Here is a 13,413-nt window from a genome sequence, read left to right as displayed (position 1 = left end):
TATGTACTGGTTGTACCTGCTGCTGGCGCTGGGCTGTTTCGCCTTCGCGCTGAAGACCCCCAGCCCCGGGCTGATGACCCTGTGCCTGCTGGCCGCCCTCGCCTTCCTGTTGGCCTGGGTGCGTGGCCGCTACGTGGCCCGTTTCGGTGATCCGCAGCGCGATCCATCCACACTGGTCGATGCCGAAGAACTGCGCCGCCTGCGTGAACAGGCCCAGGCCCGCCGGGGTGACGACCCCAACGATCACGATCCATCCCCTTTTTCCAAGTAGTTTCGTTCCATGACCCAGCTCAGCGTCAACGTCAACAAGATCGCCGTCCTGCGCAATTCGCGCGGCGGTGCCGAACCGGACGTGGTACGCGCCGCCCAGGCCTGCCTGGATGCCGGCGCGCATGGCATCACCGTGCATCCGCGACCGGACCGCCGTCATATCACCGCCGAGGACGTGCTGGCCCTGTCCACGCTGACCCGTGCGCGTGGGGTGGAGTTCAACATCGAAGGCAATCCGTTCGCACCGCCGCGCGAGGGTTATCCGGGGCTGCTCCCGCTGTGTGCACAGACCCACCCGGCGCAGGCCACCCTGGTACCGGATGGCGATGGGCAGATCACGTCCGACCACGGTTTCGACTTCGAGCGCGATGCCGAACGACTGCGCCCGCTGATTGCCGAACTGAAAGCGATGGGTTGCCGGGTCAGCCTGTTCGTCGACGCGGGCAACCCGCTGCTGGAGCAGGCGGCCGAAGTGGGTGCGGACCGCATCGAGCTGTACACCGGGCCCTATGCGGAGGCGCATGCGGCTGGTGATGCTGACGCGATGCTGGCGTTGTTCGCCACTGCCGCACGCCGTGCACAGGCCGTTGGCCTGGGCGTGAACGCCGGCCACGATCTGTCGCAGGACAACCTGCGCGATTTCCTGGCCAACGTGCCGGACGTGCTGGAGGTGTCGATCGGCCACGCGCTGATCGGTGAGGCGCTGTACGACGGGCTGGACGCCACGGTGCGCGGGTACCTGGCGCTGCTCTGACCCCTCCCCTGTAGCGTCGAGCCATGCTCGACATCGGTCTTGGGCCACCCTGGGTAGGAGTCGAGCACGGCTCGACTCTATGGGTGGCGCTGAACCCTTCAGGCGGCCGTCGCAGCCATTGAGACAACCACGACGTACCCTGCCGCAATGGGTATTGCGATCAAGGGCCGAGGTTCCACGTCCCACCTTGCCGGGCGCTTTGAAAGCACCGTCAGCGAAGCGGTGGACGACGGCTGGGCGGTCGACGAGAGCGAGGAGTTCCTTGCCCCGCGCCTGCGTACCGAGGTGCGTGCCGAAACCGCGCGCAGCATCATCACCCGCAACACCTCGCCGGACGTCGGCTTCAGCCAGTCGGTCAATCCGTATCGCGGATGCGAGCATGGATGCTCATACTGCTTTGCACGCCCCTCGCATGCCTATCTGAACCTGTCGCCGGGCCTGGATTTCGAAACCAAGCTGTTCGCCAAGACCAATGCGCCCCAGCTGCTGCGCAAGGAACTGTCGAAACCGGGCTACGTGCCGCAACCGATCGCGCTGGGCATCAACACCGACGCGTATCAGCCGATCGAGCGCAAGTTCAAACTCACCCGCCAGCTGATTGAAGTGATGCTGGAAACCAAGCATCCGTTTTCGCTGATCACCAAGAACGCGCTGGTCGAGCGCGATATCGACCTGCTTGCACCGCTGGCGGCGGAGAACCTGGTCAGCGTGCATTTCTCGGTGACCTCGCTGGACCCGCACCTCTCCGCGAAGCTGGAACCGCGCGCATCGGCGCCGCACGCACGGCTGCGCGCGATGAAGCGCCTCCATGACGCTGGCATTCCGGTGGGCGTGATGGTGGCGCCGGTGATTCCGTGGATCAACGACAGCGAACTGGAAGCGGTGCTGGAGGCCGCACACGACGCAGGTGCGAGCACCGCCGGTTATGTGCTGCTGCGCCTGCCGCTGGAAGTGGCACCGCTGTTCCGCGAGTGGCTGGACACCCATCATCCAGATCGCGCCGCACATGTGATGAGTACCATCCAGCAGCTGCGCGGCGGCAAGGACTACGACAGCCAGTTCGGCACGCGCATGCGGGGCCAGGGCGTGTATGCCGATCTGTTGAACAACCGCTTCAAGCTGGCGCGCAAACGTCTGGGCTTCAATGCGCAGAACAGCCATTGGCCGAAGCTGGATTGCAGCCGGTTCCAGAAGCCGCTGCCGCCGAAGAAGGATTCGCCGCAGGGCTCACTCTTCTGAAACGTGTACATCTGCTGGTTTATGCACCAGCGATTCGTCGCGCTGTGCTGTGCCCAGCTCATTGATGGGCAATGCACGAAAAACATTAGGTGCCTCCATTGCACCGTTACAGCGTGCTGTCATAGACTCTTTACAAAAATGAATTCCCGATGACTGAATGAGTCGGTCTCGGATGAGGAGCTAGGCAAGCGCATGACGCACGTTGCAACGCGGAACACCCTGCAGTCCCGTCTTCTTCTTCTGCCGCTGCTTTCCCTGCCGATGGCATTGGCAACCGCGGCAAACACCCTCGAAACCGTTCAGGTCACCGCCAAACGCCCTGCTGGAGGTAGCGGTGTAGGTGGTTTTGGATTTGGCGGCGGCAGTGGTGTCAACCTGTCCGAGTCTCAAATGGACAATGGCGGCGGCGGCGGTGCAATTCCGACCGAAACCGCGAAGGAGCAGCCGACCGATGACAAAGAGAAGGATTGCAACGGCCGCAAGGGCAATCCTGTCGTTCTCTACAGCGGCAACAAGGTCGAACCAGAACTTGATTTCGCCAGCCAGGGCGAAATGGGCCTGTTCCTGCAGCGCAACTACAATCACTACTGGAGCGCGACCGGGCTGTTCGGCAATCACTGGCTGAGCAACTTCGACTATTCGCTCGCATTCACCGATGCAAATCAGCTGGCGTGGGTGCAACGGCCCGACGGTCGTCGCATCAAGTACCTCAAGGATCCGGCCAGCGGTCGCTGGTATGAGGACAAGGCCCAGCCCATCGCGTACCTGTCCGCGAACGGCAATGGCACGTTTACGCTTCGAAACGAAAACAACGGTACGGAGACCTACAACGCCGAGGGCTATATCACCCGACTCAGCAATGAGCAGGGCGTGAGCTGGACGTTCTCCTATGCTGACCGTTACTTGCAGAAGGTGACGCACTCCTCTGGACGCAGCGTCAGCTTTGGCTGGGCCAACGGACAGGTCAGTCAGGTGACCGATCCGGCCGGCAACATCTATCGCTACACCTATACCCCCAATGTGTTCGGGAACGGACGTGGGCGGCTCGCCAGCACGACGCTGCCTGGCACACCTGCAACGAAGATCAGTTACCACTACGAAGATGCCCGCTTCCCGGGTGCCCTGACTGGCAAGTCTTTTAATGACGTGCGCTATTCCACGTTTGCGTACGACGCGGAGCGCCGCGCCATCAGCACAGAGCACAACGGTGGCATTGAGCGGTTCCGCTTCAGCTACGCCGTACGCAGCACCGAACCGGTGCTTCCGCCCCCCGCTCCGACTCGACCCGGCGGTATCCGTGCCGATGAAGAGCGTGGATGGTGCGAACAGCGCACCGGAGGCTCACGGATCTGCTATCAACCGCGCTCGCTGCCTGTTGACTCGCTGCCGATGGAGAGCGCTCTCGGTATGACGGCCGCCGCTGCGCCGAGCCTTACGCGGCCCGTCGATATTGATGTCACTGTGATCAACCCTCTTGGTCGTAGCACCACTTACACGTTCAAGGACGGAAAGATGGTATCGACCAAGGGTGATCCGTCGCCGAACTGCCCTGCCAGCTACAAGGAGCAGAGTTATGACGCCAACGGATATCCGGATCTGGTCCATGATTTCCAGGACAATCTGACCAACTTCGACTACAGCGCACAGGGTTACCTGCTGAAGCGGGTGGAAGCGGTCGGGAGCTCGGCCGAACGTACAACGTTGCAGGAGTGGGATACCACGCGCAACCGACTCCTCAAGACAACGGTGGTGGGTGATCTTGAAGTTGCCTATTCCTATGACGATCACGGAAACGTGGCCAGCGCAACCGAGCGCAATCTGACGGCACGTGGAGTGCCCAGCCAGACGCGAGTGACCCGAAGCACGTATACCTATCACCCAAACGGATTGAAGGCCTCGATCAAAGTCGATGGACCGCTTGCGCAGGACGACGTCATCTCCGTTTTCAACAGTCAGGGCGATCTGACCAGTGTCACCAACGCGCTTGGTCATACGATCAGCTATTCCAACTACAACGGACTGGGGCTGCCGGGGCGCATCGTCAACGCGAACGGTGGTGTGCGAGAGTTGACGTATGACGGCCGTGGCCGCGTTGTGTCCGACAGAACCAGTTCGGGAACAGGCTGGGCGACGACCGCCATTGGCTACACCGCTGCAGGTGACATCGCCTCGCTTACCCAGCCCGATGGCGTGACAGTCCGCTACGGCTACGATGCAGGGCGCCGCCTGACGCAGGAAGTCCGTTCAATGGGGGACGGCAAGTGGGCGTGGACCCGTCATAGCTACAACAACGCTTCCAATCGCACGCGCATTGAGGTTTCACAAACCGACTATCCGATGGATTCAATGGTGAGCGGCGTGATTGACGAAATCACTCATGATGCGCAGTGGAACTGGTTCGTGCGTGGCTGGGCCTGTTCCACTGGCTCGGCTGGGTCAATCCAGGTGGACGGTTACGCCGACGGCAACGTCTACCTGGGTAGCACACAAGCAAACCTTGCCAGCGAGCCAGGAGTTGCAGCGGCTTGCCAAGCATCAGGGAGTGCCTATAGGTATCAGTTGCCGATATCGCTAGCCCAGAGGCAGCAGTTCGGCGGCCGCAAGTTCTCCGTCTACGGCCAATCTCCGCAGGGCCGCGGCCAAGACCGACCGCTCGCGAACTCAGGCGTGTTTGCGATTCCAACGGCAAACATCGTTGGTGACATCGGCGGCGTGACCCAGGACGGCAACTGGAACTTCTTCATTGAAGGCTGGGCCTGCTCAGTTGGCGTGGACGCCTCGATCGACGTACACGTCTATGCCGGTGGCGCAGCTGGTGGCGGCACATTCGTCGCTTCGGGCCGCGCCAACTTGGCGACCGACGGAAACGTTGCCAATGCGTGCCAGGCACGCGGAAGTGCCTATTGGTTCAAGATCCCTCTTGACGGCAACGTAAGATCGAATCACGGGGGCAAAGCACTATACGTGCACGGTATCTCGCCTGTTGGCGGTCCGAACCTGACCATCAATCGCTCAGGTGCTTTCACCGTACCTGCTGTGGTGCGTAGCGCCGAGCTGGTTTCCGCTTCAACCTCGGCGCCTCATATCTTCAATGGCCAGTCATCCAGCGTGACATTCCAGTTCCGGAACACTGGCAATGTCATCTGGAATCCAAGCGATACCTATATGGTCCTGAGGACGTTGCGGACCACCGAGGCCATCGGGCTTTCGTCTCCGGTCGCACCAGGCGCTGTAGCCACATTCACCGTGATCGTCTCGCCCGTGAACACCGGCAGTGGGGTTGCGCAATTCGGATATATGGGCCAGTTGGCATCTGGGCCCACCGCTTGGGGGCCGCAGGCACAGGTGACGGTAAGGGCGGAAAACGACAAGGGTAGCTGCAACCCGAAATTCTGCGAAGAGCCACGCTAAGGAAGGCCCAAAAGACATGTCCGCAATTGCCTTGGCCATGATGGGGCTAAATACCATCGTCTCTTCCGTGAACTATCAGTACGACGAGTTGGGGCGTGTGATATCCGAGAGCACTGAGCAGGGAAGAAGCATAAGGTACGTCTACGACGCAGAGGGGAGAGTTACCCAAGTGACCGATTCGCAGAATCGCGTCACCCGTATGAGTTACGATCCGCGTGGACGCCTGATCAAATCAATCGACGCCGCCGGGGGCACGACCCAGATTGCCTACGATCTGGCAGATCGCCCGATCCGTGTGAGCGATCCCCGCAATCTCGTTACCACCTACGAATTCGATGGTTTCGGCCAGCTTTGGAAACAGGTAAGTCCGGACACGGGAACGACACAGCACCAGTACGATGCTGCAGGTCTGCGGACATCGACGGCGCGGGCCGATGGCGGCGTCGTCTCCTTCGGCTACGACGGTCTGGGACGAATGACTTCTGCGAGCGCAGAAGGCCGAACAATGGGTTACAGCTACGATTGGTGCGGCAATGGTAAAGGCCAACTGTGCGGCACTTCAGGGCCCGGAACCGCCACCCATTTTGCCTATACACCGAACGGTCAGCTGCAGATACGCCGCGACTTCACCGATCTGTCTGGTCAGAAGACGGACTACAGCACCACCTATGGATACGACGGCATCAATCGCCTGAGCCAGATCACCTATCCCAACGGTGACAAGGCGACCTACACATATGGCTCCCAAGGAAAACCAAGTGCGTTGATGGCGACGGTCGACGGGACTCAGCGCTCAATCATTTCCCAGGCAAACTGGAAGGTCACGGGAGCGCATGAGTGGCTGGCCTACGGCAACGGGCTTGCCCGGGGCTACAACCACGATCAGGAGGGGCGGCTGACCGCAATGTCGGTCTGGGGACCCAATGGCAGCAAGGTCAGCTATTGGGACTATCAGTACAGCGGCGATGGCGAAATCACCGCCATTGTCGACGCTGTCGACCCGAACATGACCCAGTTGATCGGCTACGACGCGTTGAGTCGTATGACCAAGCTGACCCGCTTCGGTGTCATCAACAATCTTTCCTACGATGCCGGCGGCAATCACGACCGCTACCAGGCAGGAAATCAGCTGACCCAATACAGCATCGACCCGGGGAGCAACCGGGTGCTGAACTACACCAACCAGGACGGCAGCCGTCAGTACCAGTACGACGCATTGGGAAACCGCATCAGCGAGACCGCAGGCAGCCGGATCAGCACTTACGAGTATGACGCCTTCAATCGCATGAGCCGCAGCAACATCGGTGGCATTGCGACTGACTACGTGCTCAATGCGCAGGGGCAGCGCGTTGCAAAGATCAACCAGACCACCAACAGCCGCTACTTCTACGCCGGCCAGAACCAGCTCATGACTGAGCTGAACAACGGGGTGTGGACCAATTACTTCTGGTTTGAAGGTGAACTGGTTGGGCTTGCTCGCAGCGGGCAGCACAATTACGTGCATACCGATCATTTGGGACGCCCGGAGTTCGTCACCAGCCCAAGCCAGCAGACCGTCTGGAAGGCGTACAACTACGCCTACGGACGTAGCGTCCAGAAGGATGAGATTGGCGGGTTGAACATTGGCTTCCCGGGCCAGTACTACGACGCGGAAAGCGGACTCTGGTACAACGGCTTCCGCGACTATGACGCGAGCATTGGCCGGTATGTGCAGAGTGATCCGATTGGATTGGCAGGGGGAACCAACACCTACGCATATGTTGGTGGCAATCCCATGAGCAATGTCGATCCTCTGGGGCTTATCGCATATGCATGTACCAAATCAGGAAATAATGTTGGCATCGCTTTGCCAATCAATTTCCAGAATGGAAGCAATGCTCAGGCGGCTGCGATGGCCAGTGCAATCGAAAAGGCATGGACTGGGAGATTCGGGAAATACCAGGTCACGACGGTTGTCATGCAAATGGACAAGTACGATCCTGTCAGAACCAATGCCGTGTCGATTCGCCAGGGCGATCATGAGTCTTGGGTAAATCGGGTGTGGATGAATGAGGGCGTATGGTACCTGCCTGGACAGTGGGGCGCAGCCACCTTCGCTCATGAAGCAGGGCATCTGATGGGATTGCCTGACTACGGAACCGGAATCATGGGCAGAGTGATTAACATGAACTCCGTCAATGAAAAAAACATAGAAGACGTATTGAAGGCGGGCAATGAGGCAATTATCAAAGGGTGTGGGTGCAAATAGGACCGCCATACTGTGCTGTTTAGTCGCTTACATGATGCTGGGCTGCCACGCTAAGGAGCTGGCCCCCATAAGTAAGCGATTCAACGTATGCGCAGAGGTTCAATCTGGCATGCGCTTTCAATCCGACGCTCCTGGGCCTGACTTTGAAACCGGGGTGTTCGTAGACGGGAAGCGCCGTATTGACGTACTGATTGGTGGACATCCCGGCTTCACAATCGGCGAGCGCCGCCGTGGAGAGTACGCCAAAGGCGAGTTTACGCTGATTGCAGTGCACGATGGACCAGAAGGTCAGAGTGCGCTGTTCGCGATGGCAACTGGACAGCCCCAGGGGCCACTTTTTGTTCGCCTAACGGCGAATGGCAGTGCTCAAAGGCCCAACGAGTTCAGAGATGGATTTATTAGGAAGTGCCGGTCAGACGGGAACAATCAACATTAGACGCTGCCAATTCCCATATTTCTATACAGAGTGGAGCACAGCATCAGGCTACTGAGGGAGTGGCCATGCAGTGCCGGAGACGAATGCGGGCTGGGACGATGTGTCCTCGATTCGAAAGGCTGCTTCGAATCGAGGACACATCATTCGATCTACAGTGCACATGTCGATGCAAGGAAATCTTTGTCGAGAAGGCCAAGTGTATGGCAAGGCTGGGTCTCCAATCCCAGGCTATCCCTTGTCCCTCCCAATAGTCGGGTGAATCAGTCTACGCCCAGCAAATTTTCCGTGCTCTGGACATGTTGAGGTTGGAAATCAAATTCCTGAGGTCTCATTTACGGCGGCTGGACGAAGATGAATTTTTCTCCAGAGGTGAGGGCGCAAGGTGTAGCTCCCGTCCAAGGATCTCTCAGCAGGAGCATTGTTTCCATGGGTCGGTCGGCTGTGGATGAGGCCAGCGTAAGAGAGCTGATTTCGATGTTTCGACACCATGGAATAGACATGCGCAAGTTGCGCGAGCTAGAGACGAAAGAGTTCAGCATCATGGATGCGAAGCATATCCGCCTACTGGTTCAAGTCGATGTTTCCGGATCCATGAGCGCATGAAATGAAGATCATCTACTGGCTGGGCATCGCGTTCCTGTGGATGCTCCCATTGAACTTTCTTCTACTGACGGTGGCCAAATTGCTGTCAGCGGATCCGCTAGGCAGCGAAGAGCTCGTCGGCCTCGGCACGGCCGTATTTGGTGGGGCAGCGGGAGGGATCCTGTATCGACGTCGTCCTCGCAAGCGCCCCGGTCCGTCGAGATTCAATGATCCGGTGCTCGGTGCAAAGACGACTGAAGCCTTGCGGGATTCAAGTAGCGGCGAACAACGGCAGTCGGAGAATGGGCAATGAAAAAGGTACCGTTGCGCCATCTGCTCCTGTGCGCTGTCATTGCGGCCCTGATAGGCGGTACCTATCTTTCAATGTTCGGATCCATCGGAGGTGGCGATTGGACCGGAAAGCCAACAGAAGCAGAACTGCGCGCTGCTACCGAGACCTTTGAACTCCCTTCAGGGATCCATCCCACGAACGTGAAGTTCTTACCGAAGGTCACGTTCATGGGGGCCGTCTTCGACGCCGAACTCGAATCTGATCCAGAGCAGATCGCTGCCTTCTTCATCAAACAAGCCGCAGAGAAGCGGTGGCGACTGCAGAAAGACAAACGGCAGCGCCATTACCGATTGATGGTCTTCTGCGAGGAACGCCTGGCGCGCTCGGTAGAGCTGACGACAAGAGGCCGTACGTTGAAGCTCTATGGAGGAACCTACTGGGATTCGGACAGGGACGGCGACTACTATTGCTCTACTGACGCCCGGTAATCCACCGACGGCATAGCGAACTCAACTGGATACTGGCTCCAATCGGGAGGAGTACGATGACCTCACCCTCCCCCAAACAACTTCTGCGCACTCTGGAACAGAATCCAGCTGGTCGCGATGAACTTGTCCCCACCCTGCGGCCGATTGCCACGATGGGTGTGGGTGAACGCCGTCGGCGCAATCAGCAGGCTGCCGGTGCGCGGCGCGATCTTCCGCCCCTGGAACAGGAACTCGGTTTCGCCTTCCTCGAATCCGTCGTTGAGGTACAGCGTCCACAACACATGCCGGTGCAGGGTCTCGGCCTGCGCATCCTTCGGGTACAACTCGCAGTGCCAGTACGGGTAGCCGCCCTCGCCTGCCGCATACCACTGCAGGTTGATCGCGCCCGGGCGCAGGCAGGTGCGGGCCAGATCGGCCAGCTGCTGCTGCGGCATGTCAGGGAAGTCCTCGGCAGACAGGCGTCGCGATTGGCCGTTGCTGTCCTGGATCTGCAACATCAGCGGCGCAATCAACGCCTGTGGATAACGGCGTAGATAAGTCAGCAGGCCGTTGAACACCGCGATCTGCAGCTGCTGATCGACATCCTGCCAGCCGTCCAGGCCACTGATGCGCAGATCCTTGCTGTGCTTGAGTTCCGGGAACACGCCACTGCCCACCGCACCGGGCTGCAGGCCACGCGTAGCGCGCAGGCGCTCAACGATGGCCGCGCAGACCTCGCTGGGGACGGCGTTGTGGATGACTTCGATGAAATCGACCGGGCCCTGCTCGTGCATGCGTGCATTCCTTAGGCGGCAACGGCTTGATGGTGCCGTTTGCCGCCCTCGGTGTCACCCCACGGTCATGTCATCGAACTGCCATGACCGCTGTCAGGCGATAGGCCGTCAGCCCTGCGCGTCGTCGTGTGCGTGGTGGTAGCGCACGGCTTCAGCCACTTCCTCGCGCGAACCCAGGAACACCGGCACGCGCTGGTGCAGCTGGTCGGGCTGGATGTCGAGGATGCGCTCGCGGCCGGTCCAGGCAGCGCCACCGGCCTGTTCGACCAGCAGGCCCATCGGGTTGGCTTCGTACATCAGGCGCAGCTTGCCGGCCTTGGACGGATCCTTCTTGTCCCACGGGTAGATGAAGATGCCGCCGCGGGTCAGGATGCGATGCACGTCGGCGACCATGCTGGCGATCCAGCGCATGTTGAAGTTCTTGCCGCGCGCGCCTTCCTTGCCCGCCAGCAGATCACCGACATAGGCCTGCATCGGCGCTTCCCAGTGACGCTGGTTGGACATGTTGATGGCGAATTCCTGGGTGGCCGCCGGAATCTGCATGTTCTCGGTGGTCAGCACGAACTCGCCCTTCTCGCGGTCCAGGGTGAAGGCATGGGTACCGTGGCCGACGGTCAGCACCAGCTGGGTGCTGGGCCCGTAGATGCAGTAGCCGGCGGCGATCTGCTTGCTGCCCGGCTGCAGGAAGGCATCATCGCCCGGTAGTTCGACGTTGGTCGGGCAGCGCAGCACCGAGAAGATGGTGCCGACGGAGACGTTGACGTCGATGTTGGAGCTGCCATCGAGGGGATCGAACAGCAGCAGGAAATCACCGCGCGGATAAATGTCCGGCACCGGCTGGCTGTGGTCCATTTCTTCGGAGGCGCAGGCGGCGAGATGGCCGCCCCAGGCGTTGGCTTCGAGCAGGATCTCGTTGCTGATCACATCCAGCTTCTTCTGCGCTTCGCCCTGCACGTTGCCGGTACCGGCGTCGCCGAGCACGCCACCGAGGGCGCCCTTGCTGACGGCGATGGAGATGCTGGTGCAGGCGCGGGCGACGACCGCGATCAGCTGGCGCAGGTCGGCGTTGATGCGGCCGGCGTGCTGTTCCTGGATCAGGAAGCGGGTCAACGAAGTACGGGACATGAGCGGGCAGGTCTCGGCAGCGGGAAAACGCCTATTGTCGCCCGTATGGCGGGGCCGTGCGTGAGCGCGGGAAGGCGTAATCGTTTCCAGATGCGTTGCGCTCGTGGCGCCTTCCTTCATGGAGGCACAGGGCGAGGTACACCGTGGCCAGGACACGCCGTAAACCCCCCTCCGGGGTCCGGCCCAGCCGCTGGCGGCAGGCCGTTCGGGCGCTTGCGAAGCAGTGCTTCGCAGGCAAAGCGCCCTCACCCATGGGGGCTCGGTCGGCGCATCCATGCGCCTCACGGTCCTGTCCACGGTGTACCTCGCCCTGCGCTTCAGGGTTCGCCGCGAGCGCGGAGGGTGTGGCAAAGGCAGAGGCAAAGCAAGAGCAAAAACAAAGGCGCCTTTCGGCGCCTTTGTCTTCAAACCACTGGAGCGCTGTTTCAGCCCTTGGCAACGGTGGCCACGGCCTTGGCGACGTATTCCAGGTTGTTCTGGTTCAGTGCGGCCACGCAGATGCGGCCGGTGCCGACGGCGTAGATGCCGAACTCGTCGCGCAGACGCTCTACCTGCTCACGGCTCAGGCCGGAGTAGGAGAACATGCCGGCCTGTTCGTTGATGAAGCCGAACTGTGGGGCACCGGCAGCGGCCAGCTTCTCGACCAAGCCCTGGCGCAGTGCGTGGATGCGCTCGCGCATCTCGGTCAGCTCCTGCTCCCACATCGCGCGCAGTTCCGGGTTGGTCAGCACGCCGGCCACCAGCGCGGCACCGTGGGTGGACGGGCTGGAGTAGATGGTGCGGATCACGCGCTTGACCTGCGACTGCACGGCCTTGGCGTCAGCGGCGGTCGGCGCCACCATCGACAGCGCACCCACGCGCTCGCCGTACAGCGAGAACGACTTGGAGTACGAATTGGCGACGATGAAGCTGTCGATGCCGGCTTCGGCGATGATGCGCACGGCGGCGCCGTCCTGCTCGATGCCCTTGTCGAAGCCCTGGTAGGCCATGTCGATGAAGGGGAACAGCTGCTTCTCCTTCAGCAGCTGCGCGACCTGCTTCCACTGGGTGACCGTGAGGTCAGCGCCGGTCGGGTTGTGGCAGCAGGCATGCAGCAGCACCACGGTGCCGGCGTCCAGCTTGCCCAGGTCGGCCAGCAGGCCGTCGAAGTTGACGCCGTGGGTGGTTGGGTCGAAGTAGGTGTAATCCACCACCTCGAAGCCGGCCGCGCTGAACACGGCGCGGTGGTTTTCCCAGCTCGGGTTGCTCAGCGCAACGGTGGCGTGCGGCAGCAGCTTCTTCAGCACGTCGGCGCCGACGCGCAGCGCACCGCTGCCACCGACGGTCTGTGCGGTGGTGACGCGGCCGGCGGCCAGCAGCGGCGAGTCCTTGCCGAACACCAGCTCGCGCGTGGCCTGCGTGTACGCCGGCAGGCCATCGATCGGCAGGTAGCCGCGCGGTTTGGCTTCAGCGGCGAGCTGCTGCTCGATCTGCTTGACGGCGCGCAGGAGCGGAATGCGGCCGCTCTCGTCGTAGTAGATGCCCACACCCAGGTTGACCTTGGTCGGGCGGCTGTCGGCGTTGTACGCCTCGGTCAGGCCCAGGATCGGGTCGCCTGGGACCAGTTCCACGTTTGCAAAGAAGGACACGGCGGTACTCGTTCGGTAGACGGAAAGGGGGAGGAATTGCGCCACGCGGTCTGCGGCTTTTCGGCCGGAAACAGCCCATCGTAACAAAGCCTGCCGGGGCTGGCCGCCGCCATCGTCATCCGCGGCCCCGTACCATGGCGTGCGTTGCCGCCCGATCCATCAACCTG

10 protein-coding genes are annotated in these 13,413 nt (G+C 60.9%); 7 read left to right on the top strand and 3 right to left on the bottom strand.

Annotation, left to right across the window (positions count from 1 at the left end; translation table 11 throughout):
- Position 1: 1 nt before the first annotated feature.
- From AC5O77_RS05840 to AC5O77_RS05810, 7 genes are all read left to right on the top strand, one after another.
- Positions 2 to 271, top strand: a complete 270-nt coding sequence (locus AC5O77_RS05840; protein WP_369352930.1) for a hypothetical protein — start codon at positions 2 to 4, stop codon at positions 269 to 271.
- Positions 272 to 280: 9 nt separating this feature from the next.
- On the top strand, positions 281 to 1,024 hold the full coding sequence (locus AC5O77_RS05835; protein ID WP_478057848.1) for a pyridoxine 5'-phosphate synthase: 744 nt from the start codon (positions 281 to 283) through the stop codon (positions 1,022 to 1,024).
- Positions 1,025 to 1,171: 147 nt separating this feature from the next.
- Positions 1,172 to 2,263, top strand: a complete 1,092-nt coding sequence (locus AC5O77_RS05830; RefSeq protein WP_414577308.1) for a PA0069 family radical SAM protein — start codon at positions 1,172 to 1,174, stop codon at positions 2,261 to 2,263.
- A gap of 192 nt (positions 2,264 to 2,455) precedes the next feature.
- Positions 2,456 to 5,674, top strand: coding sequence for a DUF6531 domain-containing protein (locus tag AC5O77_RS05825; protein WP_478057847.1), 3,219 nt, complete (start codon positions 2,456 to 2,458; stop codon positions 5,672 to 5,674).
- Between the two features lie 16 nt (positions 5,675 to 5,690).
- A complete protein-coding gene (locus tag AC5O77_RS05820; protein WP_478057846.1) occupies positions 5,691 to 7,922 on the top strand; it encodes an RHS repeat-associated core domain-containing protein in 2,232 nt (743 codons plus the stop codon).
- 1,040 nt (positions 7,923 to 8,962) lie between these two features.
- On the top strand, positions 8,963 to 9,253 hold the full coding sequence (locus AC5O77_RS05815) for a hypothetical protein (protein WP_478057845.1): 291 nt from the start codon (positions 8,963 to 8,965) through the stop codon (positions 9,251 to 9,253).
- Complete coding sequence (locus AC5O77_RS05810) at positions 9,250 to 9,720, top strand: hypothetical protein (protein ID WP_478057844.1); 471 nt, start codon at positions 9,250 to 9,252, stop codon at positions 9,718 to 9,720. Before AC5O77_RS05815 ends, AC5O77_RS05810 begins: the two co-directional genes overlap by 4 nt.
- 62 nt (positions 9,721 to 9,782) lie before the next feature.
- On the opposite strand, the gene AC5O77_RS05805 is transcribed toward AC5O77_RS05810, so the two are convergent.
- The 3 genes from AC5O77_RS05805 to AC5O77_RS05795 form a co-directional block, all read right to left on the bottom strand.
- A complete protein-coding gene (locus AC5O77_RS05805) occupies positions 9,783 to 10,493 on the bottom strand; it encodes a 2OG-Fe(II) oxygenase (RefSeq protein ID WP_478057843.1) in 711 nt (236 codons plus the stop codon).
- A 108-nt stretch (positions 10,494 to 10,601) separates the two neighbouring features.
- Complete coding sequence (locus AC5O77_RS05800; RefSeq protein ID WP_014035428.1) at positions 10,602 to 11,618, bottom strand: class 1 fructose-bisphosphatase; 1,017 nt, start codon at positions 11,616 to 11,618, stop codon at positions 10,602 to 10,604.
- A gap of 425 nt (positions 11,619 to 12,043) precedes the next feature.
- Positions 12,044 to 13,246 (bottom strand): amino acid aminotransferase, encoded by a 1,203-nt coding sequence (locus AC5O77_RS05795; protein ID WP_088022996.1) that lies wholly within the window; start codon positions 13,244 to 13,246, stop codon positions 12,044 to 12,046.
- Positions 13,247 to 13,413 lie beyond the last annotated feature (167 nt).

The organism is Stenotrophomonas sp. INTA L402-1 (genome assembly GCF_059295135.1).
Note: the sequence above shows the minus strand (reverse complement) of the source record. Positions and strands in the feature narration are given on the sequence as shown.